Origin of the sequence: Pseudomonas sp. WS 5411 (genome assembly GCF_012985595.1) — a bacterium.
Lineage (GTDB): Bacteria > Pseudomonadota > Gammaproteobacteria > Pseudomonadales > Pseudomonadaceae > Aquipseudomonas > Aquipseudomonas shahriarae.
Genome location: NZ_JAARMC010000004.1, coordinates 37,755 through 54,847, shown reverse-complemented (window position 1 = coordinate 54,847; position 17,093 = coordinate 37,755). Strand labels below are relative to the sequence as shown.

The 17,093-nt window shown below is 62.1% G+C and carries 18 protein-coding genes; 7 read left to right on the top strand and 11 right to left on the bottom strand.

What is annotated here, in order from left to right:
• The first annotated feature begins 86 nt into the window (after positions 1 to 86).
• The 3 genes from HBR93_RS09450 to feaR all read left to right on the top strand — a co-directional run bounded on the left by HBR93_RS09450 (position 87) and on the right by feaR (position 3,213).
• Positions 87 to 1,586: an APC family permease gene (locus HBR93_RS09450; protein WP_057441676.1), complete on the top strand. Its 1,500-nt coding sequence runs from the start codon at positions 87 to 89 to the stop codon at positions 1,584 to 1,586.
• The gene (locus HBR93_RS09445) at positions 1,531 to 2,151 is read left to right on the top strand and encodes a DUF3156 family protein (protein ID WP_169960181.1); all 621 of its coding nucleotides are present in this window, start codon (positions 1,531 to 1,533) and stop codon (positions 2,149 to 2,151) included. Before HBR93_RS09450 ends, HBR93_RS09445 begins: the two co-directional genes overlap by 56 nt.
• Positions 2,152 to 2,259: 108 nt before the next feature.
• Positions 2,260 to 3,213: a transcriptional regulator FeaR gene (gene feaR / locus HBR93_RS09440; RefSeq protein ID WP_120733582.1), complete on the top strand. Its 954-nt coding sequence runs from the start codon at positions 2,260 to 2,262 to the stop codon at positions 3,211 to 3,213.
• 147 nt (positions 3,214 to 3,360) lie between these two features.
• Here the strand turns inward: feaR and HBR93_RS09435 are convergent, their stop codons facing one another.
• A complete protein-coding gene (locus tag HBR93_RS09435) occupies positions 3,361 to 3,726 on the bottom strand; it encodes a cupin domain-containing protein (protein ID WP_057441665.1) in 366 nt (121 codons plus the stop codon).
• A gap of 29 nt (positions 3,727 to 3,755) precedes the next feature.
• Positions 3,756 to 5,054 (bottom strand): FAD-binding oxidoreductase, encoded by a 1,299-nt coding sequence (locus tag HBR93_RS09430; protein ID WP_057441663.1) that lies wholly within the window; start codon positions 5,052 to 5,054, stop codon positions 3,756 to 3,758.
• Positions 5,055 to 5,260: 206 nt separating this feature from the next.
• Between HBR93_RS09430 and hpaR (HBR93_RS09425) the strand changes: the two genes are divergently transcribed.
• Complete coding sequence (hpaR, locus tag HBR93_RS09425) at positions 5,261 to 5,683, top strand: homoprotocatechuate degradation operon regulator HpaR (protein ID WP_057960125.1); 423 nt, start codon at positions 5,261 to 5,263, stop codon at positions 5,681 to 5,683.
• A 148-nt stretch (positions 5,684 to 5,831) separates the two neighbouring features.
• Here the strand turns inward: hpaR (HBR93_RS09425) and hpaI are convergent, their stop codons facing one another.
• The 8 genes from hpaI to HBR93_RS09385 all read right to left on the bottom strand — a co-directional run bounded on the left by hpaI (position 5,832) and on the right by HBR93_RS09385 (position 13,115).
• Positions 5,832 to 6,632, bottom strand: a complete 801-nt coding sequence (gene hpaI, locus HBR93_RS09420; protein WP_057960124.1) for a 4-hydroxy-2-oxoheptanedioate aldolase — start codon at positions 6,630 to 6,632, stop codon at positions 5,832 to 5,834.
• Between the two features lie 18 nt (positions 6,633 to 6,650).
• Complete coding sequence (hpaH, locus tag HBR93_RS09415) at positions 6,651 to 7,454, bottom strand: 2-oxo-hept-4-ene-1,7-dioate hydratase (RefSeq protein WP_057441657.1); 804 nt, start codon at positions 7,452 to 7,454, stop codon at positions 6,651 to 6,653.
• 12 nt (positions 7,455 to 7,466) lie between these two features.
• Positions 7,467 to 8,771, bottom strand: coding sequence for an MFS transporter (locus HBR93_RS09410; protein WP_057441655.1), 1,305 nt, complete (start codon positions 8,769 to 8,771; stop codon positions 7,467 to 7,469).
• A 45-nt stretch (positions 8,772 to 8,816) separates the two neighbouring features.
• The gene (locus HBR93_RS09405; protein WP_057441653.1) at positions 8,817 to 9,209 is read right to left on the bottom strand and encodes a 5-carboxymethyl-2-hydroxymuconate Delta-isomerase; all 393 of its coding nucleotides are present in this window, start codon (positions 9,207 to 9,209) and stop codon (positions 8,817 to 8,819) included.
• Between the two features lie 81 nt (positions 9,210 to 9,290).
• Positions 9,291 to 10,148: a 3,4-dihydroxyphenylacetate 2,3-dioxygenase gene (gene hpaD, locus HBR93_RS09400; protein WP_057441719.1), complete on the bottom strand. Its 858-nt coding sequence runs from the start codon at positions 10,146 to 10,148 to the stop codon at positions 9,291 to 9,293.
• Between the two features lie 68 nt (positions 10,149 to 10,216).
• The gene (gene hpaE / locus HBR93_RS09395; protein WP_169960180.1) at positions 10,217 to 11,677 is read right to left on the bottom strand and encodes a 5-carboxymethyl-2-hydroxymuconate semialdehyde dehydrogenase; all 1,461 of its coding nucleotides are present in this window, start codon (positions 11,675 to 11,677) and stop codon (positions 10,217 to 10,219) included.
• 5 nt (positions 11,678 to 11,682) lie between these two features.
• Positions 11,683 to 12,453 (bottom strand): fumarylacetoacetate hydrolase family protein, encoded by a 771-nt coding sequence (locus HBR93_RS09390; RefSeq protein ID WP_057441649.1) that lies wholly within the window; start codon positions 12,451 to 12,453, stop codon positions 11,683 to 11,685.
• Positions 12,450 to 13,115: a fumarylacetoacetate hydrolase family protein gene (locus tag HBR93_RS09385; RefSeq protein ID WP_169960179.1), complete on the bottom strand. Its 666-nt coding sequence runs from the start codon at positions 13,113 to 13,115 to the stop codon at positions 12,450 to 12,452. The genes HBR93_RS09390 and HBR93_RS09385 overlap by 4 nt, the downstream gene beginning before the upstream one ends.
• Before the next feature lie 127 nt (positions 13,116 to 13,242).
• Between HBR93_RS09385 and hpaA the strand changes: the two genes are divergently transcribed.
• A complete protein-coding gene (gene hpaA / locus HBR93_RS09380) occupies positions 13,243 to 14,136 on the top strand; it encodes a 4-hydroxyphenylacetate catabolism regulatory protein HpaA (protein WP_057441645.1) in 894 nt (297 codons plus the stop codon).
• On the opposite strand, the gene HBR93_RS09375 is transcribed toward hpaA, so the two are convergent.
• Positions 14,137 to 15,393, bottom strand: coding sequence for an OprD family porin (locus tag HBR93_RS09375; RefSeq protein WP_120734452.1), 1,257 nt, complete (start codon positions 15,391 to 15,393; stop codon positions 14,137 to 14,139). It lies immediately after the preceding gene.
• Positions 15,394 to 15,606: 213 nt separating this feature from the next.
• Between HBR93_RS09375 and hpaR (HBR93_RS09370) the strand changes: the two genes are divergently transcribed.
• Together hpaR (HBR93_RS09370) and HBR93_RS09365 are read left to right on the top strand one after the other, a co-directional pair.
• The gene (gene hpaR / locus HBR93_RS09370; protein ID WP_057441641.1) at positions 15,607 to 16,029 is read left to right on the top strand and encodes a homoprotocatechuate degradation operon regulator HpaR; all 423 of its coding nucleotides are present in this window, start codon (positions 15,607 to 15,609) and stop codon (positions 16,027 to 16,029) included.
• Positions 16,030 to 16,081: 52 nt separating this feature from the next.
• Positions 16,082 to 17,092 (top strand): GlxA family transcriptional regulator, encoded by a 1,011-nt coding sequence (locus HBR93_RS09365; RefSeq protein ID WP_169960178.1) that lies wholly within the window; start codon positions 16,082 to 16,084, stop codon positions 17,090 to 17,092.
• Position 17,093 lies beyond the last annotated feature (1 nt).

Genomic DNA, 17,093 nt, shown 5'->3' with positions numbered 1-17,093 from the left:
CGGCGGCAGCCAGGGGCAAGACGATCAGGTGGGGCGGGGCGCACAGTGCAAACACTTCTAAAAAATCCCTTTCGAGGATCTGCACCATGTCGAGCAATGACAGACTTACTGCGCACCTGAACCGGGGCACGGTGGGTTTCCCCACCGCGTTGGCCAGCACCATTGGCCTGATCATGGCCAGCCCGGTGATTCTCACCGCGACCATGGGCTTTGGCATCGGTGGCAGCGCGTTTGCGCTGGCCATGCTGCTGGCCGTGGTGATGATGCTGGCCCAGGCCACGACCTTCGCCGAGGCCGCCTCGATACTGCCCACCACCGGCTCGGTGTACGACTACATCAATTGCGGCATGGGCCGTTTCTTTGCGATCACCGGCACCTTGTCGGCGTATTTGATCGTGCATGTGTTTGCCGGCACCGCCGAGACCATCCTCGCCGGGGTCATGGCCCTGGTGAACTTCGAACACCTCAACACCCTGGCCGAATCCGCCGGTGGCTCGTGGCTGCTGGGTGTCGGTTTTGTGCTGGTGTTCGGCGTGCTCAATGTGTTTGGCGTCAGTGCCTTTGGCCGCGCCGAGATCATCCTCACCTTCGGCATGTGGACCACCTTGATGGTGTTTGGCGTGCTGGGCCTGATCGCCGCGCCGGCAGTGCAACTGGACGGCTGGTTTGGTGAGTCCCTGGTGGGCACCGACCTGGTGACAGTGCTGTCGTTGGTGGGCATGGCGATGTTTATGTTTGTCGGCTGTGAATTCGTCACCCCGCTGGCGCCGGACTTGCGCCAGTCGGCCAAGGTCATGCCCCGGGCAATGATGCTCGGCCTGATGGGCGTGGCAACGTGCATGTTCATCTATGGCGCAGCGATGAAGCGCCAGGTGGAAAACGTGGTGCTGGACGCGACCAGCGGCGTGCATCTGCTGGACACACCCATGGCCATTCCGCGCTTTGCCGAACAGGTAATGGGGCAGATCGGGCCGCTGTGGCTGGGCATTGGCTTTCTGTTTGCCGGCGCCGCCACCATCAACACCCTGATGGCCGGTGTGCCACGCATTCTGTATGGCATGGCGGTGGATGGCGCGTTGCCCAAGGTCTTCACTTACCTGCACCCACGCTTCAAGACTCCGGTGCTGTGCATCCTGGTGGCGATGCTGATTCCGTGCCTGCATGCGCTGTACCTGGGCGGCAACACCGACAACATCATGCACCTGGTGCTGGCGGCGGTGTGTGCGTGGAGTTTCGCTTACCTGTTGGTCACGGTGTCGGTGGTGATCCTGCGCATTCGTCGCCCCGATTTGCCGCGGGCTTATCGCTCGCCGTGGTTCCCGCTGCCGCAGTTGCTGTCCAGCGCCGGCATTCTGTTGGGCATGTGGTTTATCACGCCGCCGGGGATGAACCCGGCGGATATCTATGTCCCGTTCGGCGTGATGCTGGGCGGTACTGCGGTGTATGCGCTGTTCTGGACCCTGGTGGTGCAGAAGGTCAATCCATTCACGCCGGCGTCGGTGGAAGACGTGCTGGCCAAGGAGTTTGCCAATGAACCGGGTCACGCTCATCACGGCTATGTCAGCACTGCGGCAAAAGCTGTCTGAACTGTTCAGTGCTCAACGGGCGCCCGCCGGCTATCAGCCTGGGCGCACCCTGGGGCAGTTGCAGCGCAACCTCGGGCTGGCGCGTTTCGAGCAGGTATCGCCGACTTTGGCGCACGCCGTCCTGGACGACGACAGCCTGCACCTGGAAATCCGCGAGCGCACCGAATCGCAGTTGTTGATGCACCTGGTCATTACCGAATTCAGCCTGCGCCTACCCGCCTCGGCAGAGGGCGCGGCACGCTTTGAATTGCACCATGGCGGGGCCATTCGACGAACTGGAATCTGCTGCCGGCAGCGCGCGGGCGAGGGGGCATTGCTGGGGCAATTGCAGGCGCGCTTGCAACAGGACAGCGCCCTGCACGAGGCATTGATGCCCCTGGATTTCAAGCGCCTGCACATCGAGCTGCATGCCCAGCAATGGCACGTACGCCTGGAGCACATGGGCGGCAGCGAGGTGGTCAACCGCATGCCGGCCTTCCGACGCTACATTGCCCTGAGCCGTGAACAGCGGGATGTACTGCTGGCTGCGCTGCTCGGCTTGCAGCGCGTATTGCGCACGCTCTGATTGGCATCATTAGTGCTAACACAATGGTGGACAGGTACTTGTTGCGCGCATATAGATAACATGTTAACTATTGCCCGACAAAAACAATAAGCCATTGTGGAGACACCCATGGGTATCCAACAGAGTGCACAACAGGGGCTCGACACCTGGAACCGCGACTTGCGTGCCATGTGCGGCCACTTCGACACCGAACTGGCCTTCAACCGCTCGCTGTTTATCGGCGAGTTCTCCATGCTCGCCAGCGGCGGCCTGTCGTTGGCCAGCCTGCGTACCAATGCCGGGTTGATCAAGCGCCAGGCGACCAACCCCGACCGCGACAACGATCAGGATTGCTTTTTGGTCAGCCAGCGCAGCGGCTATTCGCAGATCGTGCAGAACGGCCAGCGAGTGCAACTGGCCCCTGGCGAACTGCTGCTGATGGACTCGGTGGGCTCCATTGAAATCACCCCATTCGGTTTGATCGAGCATGTCTCGCTGTCATTGCCGCGCACCCAGGTGTGCAAGCAGATGGGCAGCCAATCAAAGACCTTTGGCAAAATCTCCTCCAGCAAAGCCTGCGGGCGCATGTTGCATGTGTTGATGGATCAGTTGTGCAAGGGCAGCGAGGGTGCCGAGGACGAGGTTGAGGCGCTGCAGTGTGCCTTTGTGTCACTGCTGGGCTCGGCCCTGGAGCAGGACGATGACCCACGCGAGGACGTGGCCGCGTTGCAGGGCAACAACCTGCGCAGCTACGTGCAGAAAATCATTGATGAGTCTCTGAGCCAGCCTGGCTTGAGCCCGGTGGGCCTGGCCAGCCGCTTGAACATCTCGGTGCGCCATTTGTACCGGCTGTTCGAAGAACAGGACGACAGCGTCTGCCGCTACATCCAGCGCGCGCGGCTCAAGCGCAGCGCCGATGACTTGATCAACCCGTTCCTGCGCAGCGAGTCGATCACCTCGATTGCCTACAAATGGGGCTTCACCGATTCCGCGCATTTCAGCCGTTCGTTCAAGAAGCAGTTTGAGCAGTCGCCCAAGGCGTTTCGCAGTAGCCGGTTGCAGCAGGTGGTAGGAATGGCCTGATCGCGATTTATCAATCCGCCCACCCCCAATGTGGGAGTGGGCTTGTGTGGGAGCGGGCTTGCCCGCGATTGCGGTCTGTCAGATTAGAAGTACTTAACTGATCCACCGCCATCGCGGGCAAGCCCGCTCCCACACCAAGCAACGCAGTTATGCGACCGCGAAGTAGTGCTTGACGAAACTCTCGCTGACCACTTCCCACAGCACGGGTGTGCCCTGGGTCACGAACCAGCTGTCACCGGCCTGGTAGCGGGTGGTTTGGCCGGTGTTTTCGTCGGTCAGGCGCACCTCGCCGGTGACCACTGTGGCTTGTTCATGAAACGGGTAGACCATGCGGAATTTGCCCTGGGTGGTGCCGAAGTAGGCGCTGCTGACTTTGTCGGTGGGCGCACCAAAAGTCATTTTGCCGAAAGCCTTGAGCTCGCCGGCGAGGATCTCGGAGCCGAGATCGGCAACGGTGCCCCAGGCGTCGAGTTCAGACAGCTGGATATCTTTCTTGAGGGTAACGAGGGCCATACAGTTGCTCCTGAGGGATAAAAATGGAGTTAGCGGCGACCATTCCAGTAACCGGACAGTTGGTGCCAGGATTTGCCGGCGGTCAGCAGCAAGGGGCGGATTGCGTCCTTGCCGATAATCGTCGGGCGGTGGATTGAGCTGACCAGGTCATAGCGCGCCGAGCCTTCGCTCATGCCTTCGGCCAGGACCTTGCAGATGATGTGGCTGGGGGTGACGCCAAAGCCCGAATAACCCTGGACGAAGAACGCATTGCTGCGCCCCGGCAGGGTGCCGATCTGGGGGAACAGGTTGGGGCTGCAGGCCATCGGGCCGCCCCAGGCCAGGTCGATTTTCACGTCCTTGAGGTAGGGGAAGATCTTCAGCATCAACTTGCGGTTCCAGGCTTTCAAATCGCCGGGAATGTGCTCTACCAGCGGCGTGGCGGCGCCGAACAGCAGGCGGTTTTCGTTGGTCACGCGGTAGTAGTCGATCACCGGGCGGATGTCGCTGTAGGCCCCGCGAATCGGGCTTATCCGCTGGATCAGTTCTTCGCTCAACGGCTCGGTCATCATCTGGAATGCGTAGGTGTTGATGGTCGAGCGATGCAGCTCCGGCTCCAGCTTGTTGAGAAAACTGTCGCAGGCCCACAACAGCTTGCTGGCCTTGACCGAGCCGCGCCCGGTGCGCACGGTGATGCGCTCGCCATAGCTGACTTCCAGGGCCGGGCTGTTCTCGAAGATCCGCACGCCAAGGCCGGCCAGGGCGGTGGCTTCGCCCAGCAGCAGGTTCAGCGAATGCACATGCCCGCCGCCCATATGCAACAGGGCGCTGCTGTAGGCGTCGGAGCCGATGATCTGCTGGACATCGGAGCCGCCGAGAAAGCGGATTTCATGCTTGCTGTTGATCGACTTGAAGTCTTTTTCCCAGGCCCGCAGGGTCTTTTCCTGACGGGCGTTGAAGCCCATATAGCCGTAGCCATGGCAGAAATCGGCGTCGATGTTGTACTTGGCGATCCGGTCTTTGATGATGTCGGCGCCCAGGTCACTGATCTCGAACACTTGGCGCAGGCCGTCTTCGCCGACGTCTTGCTTGATTTTCTCCAGGTCGTGGCCGATGCCGGCCATGATCTGCCCGCCATTGCGCCCGGTGCCGCCAAAGCCCAGGTAGCGCGCCTCCAGCACGACAATATTGGTGATGCCCTTTTCTGCCAGTTCCAGCGCCGTGTTGATCCCGGAAAAGCCGCCGCCGATCACGACGACGTCGGCCTCGATGTCCTGCTCCAGGGTGGGAAAGCTCAGGTTGTACTTCTTGGTCGCGGTGTAATACGTGGGGGTTTCAATAGTGATCATGGCGCAGCCTGAAAAGTGAAGGAAGGCTCTAAAGCAGATGTCTTCATTAGGGGCTTTGGCGGCAGCAATGTCTTGATCCTGCGTGCCGGGGCTTTTGATTCAGCGCGCCATGGACGTGCGCGATCATTAAGTTATAGCGCTTGCGCGGGGTGGGGATGTTAGAGTTTCGTTAAAACATTAACTAAATATCACGTGACCCTGACTCTATGCTCAAACCCCGGCAGTCCCTGACCCTCACTTTGCTACAGGCCCGCGAAGCGGCCATGAGTTTTTTCCGCCCCTCGCTGAACGAGCACGGCCTCACCGAGCAGCAATGGCGGGTGATCCGCATCCTCAATCAACACGATGAACTGGAGATTTACCAACTGGCGGAACTGGCCTGCATCCTCAAACCGAGCATGACCGGCGTGCTGGTGCGCATGGAAGCGGCGGGGATGATCCATCGGCGCAAGGCCGAGCAGGATCAGCGGCGGGTACTGGTGACCCTGGCGGACAAGGGGCGGGCGAGTTTTGCCTCCATGAGCCAGTGCATGGAGGCCAACTACCAGCGCTTGCAGGAGCAACTGGGGGAGGAGAAGTTGCAGACTTTGCTGGGGCTGTTGGATGAGCTGAAAAACATCAAGCGCTGAAACACGATCTCTCAAACACCACGCATCCAAAATGTGGGAGCAGGCTTGCTCGCGAAAGCAGTGGTTCAGTCACCGAATATATTGACTGACACACCGCTTTCGCGAGCAAGCCTGCTCCCACATCGGGTCCTGCGGCGTTTGAAGGTAATTAGTAGACGCCGCCAGTGCTCGCTGGCGCGGGTTTGTCTTTGAACTTGCCCACCAACCCCTGCAACCCACGCATCAGCACCGTGGTATCCACCCCCACCGCGACAAACCCCGCGCCCAGTTCGATGTAACGCCGGGCCAGTTTCTCATCGGCACTGAGAATCCCCGCCGCCTTGCCCGCCTGGCGGATCCGCGCAATGGCATCTTCGATTGCCGCTTGCACGTCTGGGTGCCCCGGATTGCCTCGGTGGCCCATGGAGGCACTCAAGTCCGCCGGGCCGATAAACACGCCGTCAACCCCCTCGACGGCGGCAATCGCGTCGAGGTTGGCCAGGCCTTGCAGGCTTTCGATCTGCACCAGCAGGCACATCTGTGCATCGGCCTGGTCCAGGTAGCCGTCGATGCTGTTCCAGCGCGAAGCCCGCGCCAGCGCACTGCCCACACCGCGTATGCCCTGGGGCGGATAGCGCATGGCGCGCACCAGCTCCCGGGCCTGGGCGGCGCTTTCGACCATCGGCACCAACAGGGTCTGCGCGCCGATATCCAGCACCTGCTTGATCAGCGCGGTATCGCCGATCACCGGGCGAATCACCGCCGCGCTGGGGTAGGGCGCCACGGCCTGCAATTGGCCGAGCATGCCGCGCACGTCGTTGGGGGCGTGTTCGCCGTCGATCAGCAGCCAGTCGAAACCGGCATTGGCCGCCAGTTCCGCGCAGTACGCGTCCGCCAGGCCCAGCCACAGGCCGATCTGCGCTTCACCGCTGGCGAGCCGCTGTTTGAAACGGTTGACAGGCATGTCCATGAATCAGTCCTCCAGGGGTCAGACGAAGCGGCAGGAAATCGAACCGAGCATGTCGTAGTCGACATGGAAGGTATCGCCCGGGCTCGCCGCCACCGGCCGGGTAAACGAGCCGCCGAGGATGATTTGCCCCGGCAGCAAGGTGACGTCGTAGGGCGCCAGCTTGTTTGCCAGCCAGGCCACACCCTTGGCCGGGTGGTTGAGCACGGCGGCCGAGACCCCGGACTCTTCGATCACGCCGTTGCGGTACAGCACCGCCGGCACTTTGCGCAGGTCGATTTCGGTTGGCCGCACCGCGCGGCCGCCCATGACAACGCCGGCATTTGCGGCGTTGTCGGAGATGGTGTCGAACACTTTGCGCGTGGCCTTGGTGTGCGGGTCGATCTGCTGGATACGCGCGTCGATGATTTCCAGGGCCGGGATCACCCACTCGGTGGCGTCGAGCACATCGAAAATCGTGCAGTTGGGGCCCTTGAGCGGTTTGCCGAGGATGAAGGCCAGTTCGACCTCGACCCGCGGCACGATAAAGCGTTCGAACGGAATGTCGGTGCCTTCCTCAAACAGCATGTCATCGAGCAGCGCACCGTAGTCCGGTTCGGTGATGTTCGACGACACCTGCATCGCTCGCGAGGTCAGGCCGATCTTGTGCCCGACCAGCTTGCGGCCGCCCTTGATCTTCTGGGCGACCCAGGCGCGCTGGATGGCGTAGGCGTCCTCGATCGTGATCGCCGGATGCTCAAGGGAAAACTGGCGTACCTGTTCGCGGCTGCGTTCGGCATGGTCCAGCTGGGCGGCGGCTTGCAGGATGAGCTGTGGATCAAGCATGACAAGGGTCTCTTACTGAGGGTTGACGATGGCAGCGTTGGTGCGCAGCACCAGCAGGCCGCCAAGGGCGATAAACAGCGCCAGCACGTACAGGGCGAGGCTGGCGCTCTGGGTGGTGTCGCGCATCCAGCCGATCAGGTAGGGCGCGAGGAACGAGGCAATGCTGCCAAACGAGCTGATCATGGCGATCCCGGCCGCCTGGGTGCAGTTGGACAGGAAGGCTGGCGGCAGTTGCCAGAACATCGGCAGCGCGGCGCTGGCGCCCATGCCGGCGACAATCAGGCCGCCCATCACCACCAGCGAGTTGCCCGGTGCCAGGCCGGCCACCGCGATCCCCGCCGCCGCCATCAGCAATGGCACACACAAGTGCCAGCGGCGTTCGCGGTTGCGGTCCGAGGAGCGTCCGCAGCCGATCATGAAGAAGCAGCCGGCCAGGTACGGCACGGCGCTCAGCAGGCCGACCTGGCTGTCGCGGCCGATGCCGGCGCCATGGATCAGGGTGGGCATCCAGAACGCCAGGGTGTTGACCGCCAGCATCACCGCAAAATAGATCGCTACCAGCAGCCACACTTGCGGGTCGCGCAGGATGCCGCCGAAGGAGGTGATGGATTTGCGCTTTTCCTCGGTGCTCAACTGTTCGCGCAATTGTTGTTTCTGCGCAGGCTCCAACCATTTCACTGTTTCAAAACTGTCCGGCAGGTACTTGAGCACCACCAGGCCCAGCAGCACCACGGGTGCGCCTTCGATCAGGAACATCCACTGCCAGCCGCGCATCCCGCCGAAGTCGTGGAAGTTTTCCAGGATCGCCCCTGAGAGCGGCCCGCCAATCACCCCGGCCATGGGCACGGCGATGGCGAACAGGGCGGTGATCTGCGCACGTCGGCGCGCCGGGTACCAGCGATTGAGAAACACCAGGATCCCGGGGAAGAAACCCGCTTCGGCCACGCCCAGCAAAAAACGCAGGACGTAGAAGCCTGTGGAGCTTTCGATCCACAGCATGCTGGTCGACAGGATGCCCCACACCACCATCAGGCAGGCGATCCAGCGCCGTGGCCCAACGCGGTCCAGGGCAATGTTGCTGGGCACGCCGAACAGCGCGTAGGCGATAAAAAACAGACCGGCACCGAAGCCATACACCGTGTCGCTGAAATGCAGGTCGTTGCTCATCTGCATCTTGGCGAACCCGATGTTGATCCGGTCCAGGTGGGCAAACAGGTAACAGATCAGCAACAACGGCATCAGGCGCCAGGTGACAGTGCTGTGGGTGCGATCATGCTCGGCAAGGGTGACGCTGTGGGCGGTATTGGCTGTGCTCATGATGTTGTACTTTTTGTCTGAGAGGCCGTTGGGGGAGGCGGGGGGTCAACCCGCCTGGTTGCTTAAAAACGCGTGGACGTTGTTCTGTTTGAAATTCAACTGCGGGTGCAGCTCGACCATCTCGAAGGACAGCGCCAGCAGCCGTTGTGCCTGCAGGGCGGCGAAGTGCTCGGTGATCACCATGAACAGGGTTTCAGCCACCGCCTGACGGGTAGGCAGGTCGCGACCGTGGCCGACCTTGAGGGTCATATGGACGAAGGCGTAGTCGTGCTTGCCATCGGCCATGCGCCAGGTGTCCAGGCGCACCGCGCGGCTGCGGATGCCGCCGAGGGGGAACACGCCACTGTCTCCCAGCACCTGGTGGACCTTTTCAAACAGCCCTGGCAGATCGGCCTGGGGTTCGAGGTTGTCGGTGTATTCGGCGATGAAATGCGGCATGCAAAGCCTCCTTCTGTAGGCGATTTAATGTGGGCGCTGTGTCGCCGGGCGAGGCTGCGCCCACATCTGCGGGTGTTGAATTCAGAGCGGGAAAATGGCGTTGATCTGGCCGGTGCCGGAGCTGCCGAACGGCTCGGTGATGATCTCGGCCGGGCGGTTGTACTCAGGCCCGCCGAGCAAGCCCAGGAGCATCGCGGTGTCGTGCATCTTGCCCTCGCCAAAGCAGTGTTCGGCGTAGTCCGGGAGCATCGCGCAGAACTCCTTGAAGCGGCCTTCGCGCCACATCTGCACCACGTGCATATCCACTTGCTTGTCGAACTCGCGGGTCCAGTTGTGGATGTTGGCTTCGGCTTCGCGGTCGTCGGAGAAGCGGTGCGACAGTGACCCGGAAGCCAGCACCAGCACCTTGCGATCACTCTTCTCGATGGCCCGGCGCACGGCGGCACCGAAGGCGAAGCTGTCTGCCAGGCGATGCCAGGCGCACCAGGCGGCGATGGAGATCACCTTGAATTTCTGCTCTTGGGGCACGTCCATGTGCATGTAGCGCATGGGCACCAGGGTGCCGTATTCCAGCTCCAGGCTCGGGATGTTGTGGTTCATGGTGCGCACCCCGGCCAGGTTGGCTTCGGCGGCAATCAGTTCACCCAGTTCCGGGCAGCCGGGGTAGGCGTACTCCATGTTCTTGATGAAGTGCGGCAGCTCATTGCTGGTGTAGGTGCCCTGGAAGCGCTCGCCACCGTTGACGTGGTAACCGCTGTTGACCAGCCAGTGCACATCGAATACCACAGCGGTGTCGGCCCCCAGTTCACGGGCGCGGCGCCCGATCTCCTTGTGCCCGGCAATCGCCGCCTCGCGGCAACCGTGGTGCTTGCCCGGCAGTTCCGACAGGTACATGGAAGGCACGTGGCAGATTTTCGCCGCCAGGACTACTTCACCCATGATCATTCTCCTGATTTCATTATTCTTGTTGGTGCGCTACGGACACTGTAGGAGCCAGCCCCGGCGGGTTACACGCCCCAGCGCGGGATGTGGTGGCTGCCCATGGAAATGCACACGTTCTTGATCTCGGCGAACACTTCGAAGCTGTACTGGCCGCCTTCACGACCGGTCCCCGAGCCCTTGACCCCGCCGAACGGCTGACGCAGGTCGCGCACGTTCTGGCTGTTGATAAACACCATGCCGGCCTCGATGCCACGGGCCAGGCGATGGGCCTTGCCGATGTCCTGGGTCCAGATATAGGACGCCAGGCCATACTCGGTCTCGTTGGCCAGTTGCAGGGCCTCGGCTTCGTCCTTGAAGGGAATCAGGCACACCACCGGGCCGAAGATTTCTTCCTGGGCGATGCGCATGTTGTTGTTGACATCGGCGAACACGGTTGGCTGGATAAACTGCCCGCGTGCCAGGTGCGCCGGCAGGCTGGCCGGCCGCTCCAGGCCGCCTGCAACCAGGTTGGCGCCTTCTTCGAGGCCAATCTTGATGTAGCCGGTGACTTTGTCATAGTGGGCTTGCGTGATCATCGAGCCCACCTGGGTGTTCGGGTCTTGCGGGTCACCGACAATCAGGCGTTTGGCGCGGGCGGCGAACTCGGCGACGAACTGCGGGTACACGCTCTCCTGGATAAACACCCGGCTGCCGGCGGTGCAGCGCTCGCCGTTGAGCGAGAAGATGGTGAACAGCGCGGCATCCAGGGCCCGTTCGAGGTCGGCGTCTTCAAAAATCAGCACCGGCGACTTGCCACCCAGCTCCATGGAGTACTTTTTCAGGCCGGCGGTCTGCATGATCTTCTTGCCGGTGGCGGTGCCGCCGGTAAAGGAAATTGCCCGCACATCCGGGTGACGCACTAGGGCATCACCGGCGGTGGCGCCGTAGCCCTGGATCACGTTGAGCACGCCCTTGGGGATTCCTGCTTCCAACGCCAGGCGTCCCAGTTCGTTGGCGGTCAGCGGCGACAGCTCGGACATCTTCAGTACCGCCGTGTTGCCCAGGGCCAGGCACGGGGCGGTCTTCCAGGTGGCGGTCATGAACGGTACGTTCCATGGCGACACCAGCGCGCACACACCCACCGGTTGGTACAGGGTGTAGTTGAGCATCTGGTCGTCCACCGGGTAGCTGTGGCCGTCCATGCGCGTGCAGACTTCGGCGAAGAAATCAAAGTTGTGCGAGGCCCGAGGGATCAGCACGTTCTTGGTCTGGTGGATCGGCAGGCCGGTGTCCAGGGTTTCCAGTTCGGCCAGGTGCGGTACGTTCTGCTCGATCAGTTCGCCGAGCTTGCGCATCAGGCGCGCGCGCTCCTTGGCCGGGGTGTTGGCCCACTTCGGGAAGGCTTCCTTGGCCGCGGCCACGGCCTGGGCGACTTCTTCAGCGCCACCGCTGGCCACTTCACCAATCGCCTCGCCGGTGGCGGGGTTGTAGTTGATGAAGGTGTCTTTGCTTTCGACCTCGCGGCCGTTGATCCAGTGTTTGATCATGGGGTTCAAGCCTCTTTCCGGGCGGCGAAAAAGTCCGCCTCGCTGACAATTCGGTTGACCAGGCGGCCGACGCCTTGCACTTCCACCACCACTTCATCCCCTGGCACCACATCGGCCAGGCCTTCGGGGGTGCCGGTGGCGATCATGTCGCCGGGTTGCAGGGTCATGAAGCTGGACAGGTATTCGATCAGGTAGGGAATATCGAAAATCATGTCGCGGGTGCTGCCTTCCTGGCGCAACTCACCGTTGATCCAGGTGCGCAGGGTCAGGTTGCCTGGGTCCGGCACATCGGCCACGTCGACCATCCATGGGCCGACCGGGGTGGTGGCGTCGCGGTTTTTCACACGCAGGTTGGGGCGGTAGTAGTTTTCCAGGTAGTCGCGGATCGCGTAGTCGTTGCACACGGTGTAGCCGGCCAGGTACTCCAGGGCGTCCTCGCGCTTGACGTTGCGCGCCGGCTTGCCGATCACCGCCACCAGCTCGCACTCGTAGTGCATATAGGCGATGTTGTCCGGGCGCCAGGTGATCTGGTTGTGCCCGGTGTAGGTGCCTGGCGACTTGATAAAGGCCAGCGGCTCGGTCGGCGGGGCGAAGGCCAGCTCGGCGGCATGGTCGGCGTAGTTCAGGCCCAGGGCGAACATATTGCCGGTGGCCGGTGGCAGCCACTCGACCTGGTCTTCGGCCAGCAGCCGGCCATCGGCCAGGCGCACAGCGTTATCGGCTTCGACGTGGACCTGATGGACCTGGCCTGCATAGCGGATACGGGCGTGTTTCATGGGTGCTCCTCGGCCTGGATGTGGTTGACCAGGCGGCCCAGGCCGCTGATCTCGACTTCGACGGTGTCGCCGGGCTGCACATCCACCCGGCCTTCAGGCGTGCCGGTGATCAGCACATCGCCCGCATGCAGGGTCATGAACTCGCTGATTTCGGCGATCAAGCGGGGAATGTCGCGCACAAAATTGGCCGTGGTGTTCTGCTGGCGCAACTCGCCGTTGACGAACAGCTTGAGGCTCAACTGATGGGGGTTGGCGATCTGCTCGCGGGCCACCAGCTCAGGGCCCAGGGCGCAGAACCCGTCGCGGCACTTGGCTTTGACGGCGGGGCGGTAGTAGCTGTCTTCCGGCAGGCTGAACTCATTGACGATGACGTAGCCCGCCACGTGCTCCAGGGCATTTTCCACGCTGACGCGGCTGGCGCTTTTGCCAATCACCACGCCCAGGGCAGGGCCCGGTTGCAGGCGTTCGCCGTGGAGCTGGAGCACGATGCCGTCATGGCTGTTGCGGGTGTTGGGGGTCTTGATAAACAGCACCGGCTTGACCGGCGGCTTCTGGTACGGCGGCTGCTCGAATTCGGCGAGACGCTGGTTCAGCAAGCCCTGGTAGTTCAGCGCGACGCCGAACAGGGTGCCGCTGGCAACATCATGCAGGGTACGGCTCATGGATTTCTCCTGGCGATGGCGACTGCTCTGGAGGCAGTTCGTTAATGTGTTAACGTTATAATTAATATGTTAACTACCGTCAAGCGTGGCAAAATCATCGGGTGCAAAAAACAATAAAGAGGCGCCTGTGAAACCGATCCCCAACATCAACATCGGCCAGGTCTACGACCAGCGCTACAGCGATGCCGACGTGCATTACGACCGGCTCGGCAACCTGGCGGGGTTTTTCGGGCGCAACATGCCCGTGCATCGTCATGACCGGTTTTTCCAGGTGCATTACGTCAAGAGCGGCGCCGTGCGGGTCTACCTCGACGATCAGCAGTACCTGGAATCCGGGCCGATGTTTTTTCTCACGCCGCCCACGGTAGCCCATGCCTTTGTCACCGAAGCCGATGCCGACGGCCATGTCCTGACCGTGCGCCAGCAACTGGTACGGGCGCTGATTGATGCCGACCCGAGCCTTGCGCCCGGCCCGCAGATACCGCCCGCCTGCGTCGCGCTGGCACGCCTGGCACCCACGTTTGAGCCCGAGATCAAGCGGCTGGAGTGGCTGTTCGACGAGCTGTGCAACGAGGTCAACAGTACGGGCGCCGGGCGGGCGACAGCCCTGGAAAGCCTGACCCGCCTGATCATGATCAGCCTGCTGCGCCTGTGCGCCAATTCCCTGGAAGCACGCCCGGCGCGCCACGAAGACTTGCGCATCTTCCATCGCTTCAATGAACTGATCGAAGACCACTATTTGCTGCATTGGCCGCTGTCGGCGTACGCCGAGCACATTGGCGTGACCGAGGCGCGGCTCAACGACGTATGCCGGCGTATTGCCGACCTGCCGTCCAAGCGCCTGGTGCTGGAACGGCTGATGCAGGAAGCCCGGCGCCTGCTGCTGTTTACCGGCAGTTCCGCGAATGAAATCTGCTACCAGTTGGGGTTCAAGGACCCGGCCTATTTCAGCCGGTTCTTCCAGCGTTATGCACAGATGACGCCGGGGGAGTACCGCCTGCGTCAATCGGGCCTGCGTTGATCACCACAGCGCCAGGCTGTAGCCGACGATGATGCGGTTTTCGTCGATATCACTGGTCAGGCCGTTGCTCGACCGCAGGGTCGCGTTACGCAGCCTGACGTTGACGTTTTTCAGCGGCCCGCTCTGCACGGTGTAGGTCAGGTCGGTATCGCGCTCCCATTCGCGGCCATTGCGCACGCTGGCGGTCTGCACATGGCTGCCGTCCACATAGCGCGTCATAAAGGTCAGCCCCGGCAGGCCGAGGGCGGCGAAGTTGTAGTCATAGCGCGCTTGCCAGGCATCGGTCTCGGCCTTGGTGAACACATTGATGGTTACCAGGTTGACCGAGTAGGGGTCCATGCCGGGGTAGGCGAAATCGCCATGGCCTGACAGGTTCTGGTAGCCCAGGCCGAACTTGTGCGCCCCTGTCGACAGGCTCAGCATGCCGTTGAAGAACCGGTTGTCGATGCGCCCGCCGTCCACCCGCGAAGCGCCGCGCAATTCATGGCTGCCCTGTTCGCGGGTATCGAAGTAGCGCAGGTCGCTGCGCAGGCTCATGCCGTTGCTCAGCGGCAGGTCGTGCACCAGGCCGATGAAGTGCTGGCGGTAGATATCCTGCATCTGTGCGTAGTAGTAAGTCGTCGCCAGCTGTGGGGTGATTGCATAGGTGCCGCCGGCCAGGTCCAGGTGGTTGCTGTCGACGCCGGCGTAGCTCATCGCGTCGTTGCTGGAAGAGTCGCGCAGGTTTTGTTTTTCCAGGCGGCCCAGGTTCAGGGTCAGGCCGGCGATGTCCTGGGAGGTGAGCAACTCGCCGCTATAGGTCGAAGGCAGGAGCCGGGTGTCGTTGTAGGCGGCCACCGGCAACTGCGGCTGCAGGGTGCCGGCCTTGAGCACGGTTTTCGAGACCCGCACCTTGGCCGTCAGGCCCAGCTCACTGTAATTGTCGACGGGCTGCTGGCTGGCGCCATACGGCAGCAGCCCGGTGCCACGGCGGTCGCGGCTGGAGTCGAGCTTGACCCCCAGCTCACCCAGGGCATCCACGCCAAAGCCCACCCGGCCTTCGGTGTAGCCCGACTCCAGGCGCAGCACAAAGCCCTGGGCCCACTCATCGGCCTTGTTCTGCGGCGCGTTGGTTTGGCGAAAGTCGCGGTTCATATAGAAGTTGCGCAGGTCGAGGCTGGCCTTGCTGTCCTGGATAAACTCGGCGTAGGCGCTCAAAGGGCTGAACGTAGCGCACAGGCCAGCGCTGGCCGCCAGGGGAAGGAGGCGCAAATGCATGACAGATTCCTTTTGTTGTTTTTGTAGGTATCGCCCTTCGGATCGCTGAAGGGAGTGGCATATTGTTAACATGTTATATTTATTATGGGTAGACAATTTGCGCTGCTTTAAAATAATTCGTGTCGAGGTTAACGAGTTTGTGTGGCGGCCGGCTTGCATGCCCGTGGAGCCGACCCTAAGCTTCGACGCTTCGATCTCTTTTGTGCGTGAGCCATGTCCACTCCCAGACCTTCCCTGACGCTGACCCTGCTGCAGGCCCGCGAAGCCGCCATGGCGTTTTTCCGGCCGTTGCTCAATGAACATCAATTGACCGAGCAGCAGTGGCGGGTGATTCGGATCCTGCGCCAGCAGGGCGAACTGGAGAGTCATCAGTTGGCGCACCTGGCCTGCATCCTCAAACCGAGCATGACCGGCGTGTTGGCGCGCCTGGAACGCGACGGCATCGTGCGTCGGCGCAAGTCCAGCGAAGACCAGCGCCGGGTGTTCGTGACCCTCACCGAGCAGGGGCAACAGTGCTTCGTCGAGATGAGCGCGGGGATGGAAAGCAACTACCAGAAGATCCAGGAACAGTTCGGCGAAGAGCAATTGCAGCAACTGCTCGACTTGCTCAACCAGTTGAAAAACATCAAGCCCTAAGCTGTTGCCGGCGATGGCGCCTCATACCGCGCCGCACACAGGTTGAACACTCATGGAAAGACGGCAATTCAGCGGCGGGATGAAAGGCAAGAACCTGCGCTACCTGAACGAAACCCCGGGCCAGGCCCAACGCCAGGTGCGTGCAGGGTTTGTGTTGCTGGAACACTTTTCCCTGCCGGCCTTCACCCAGGCGCTGGACACCCTGATCACCGCCAACCTGCAGCGCCCGGGGTTGTTCACTTCACGCACTTTTGGCCTGGACGAGCAGGAGGTGATCAGCGACCTGGGCCTGGTGATTCGCCCGGACGCGCGCCTCGACCACAACGCCCTGGGCGACCTTGATCTGTTGGTGATTTGCGGCGGCTATCGCACCCAGCTCAAGGCCGGTGAAAGCTTTATCGAACTGCTCAAGGCTGCAGCGCAACAGGGTGTGATCCTCGCCGGCCTATGGAACGGCGCGTGGTTTCTGGGCAAGGCCGGGGTGTTGGACGGCTATCGCTGCGCCATTCACCCGGAACATCGCCCGGCCCTGACGGAAATCGCCAAGGCCACCCAGGTCAGCAGCGAGCCCTATGTGATTGATCGCGACCGACTGAGCGCGTCCAGCCCTTCGGGCGCGTTCCATATGGCCCTGGACTGGATCAAGAGCCTGCACGACAAGGCGCTGGTGGAGGGCATTGAAGATATCCTGGCGTTTGAGGAGTCGCGTTACCGGCGGATCAAGCCCGCCGAAAATATCTGCGTGAGTGCGCCGCTGCGCGAGGTGGTGCGCCTGATGGATGCCAACCTCGAAGAACCCCTGGCCCTGGAGCAACTGGCGGTGTATGCCGGGCGCTCGCGGCGCCAACTGGAGCGCTTGTTCCGCGAGCAGTTGGGCACCACACCGCAGCGCTACTACATGGAGCTGCGCATCACCGAGGCCCGGCGCCTGCTGCAGCACACCGAACTGTCCCAGGTCGAAGTGCTGGTAGCCTGCGGGTTTGTGTCGCCCAGCCACTTCAGCAAATGCTACAGCGCCTACTTCGGCTACCGGCCTTCAAAGGAAACCCGGCTGGTGAAGTAAC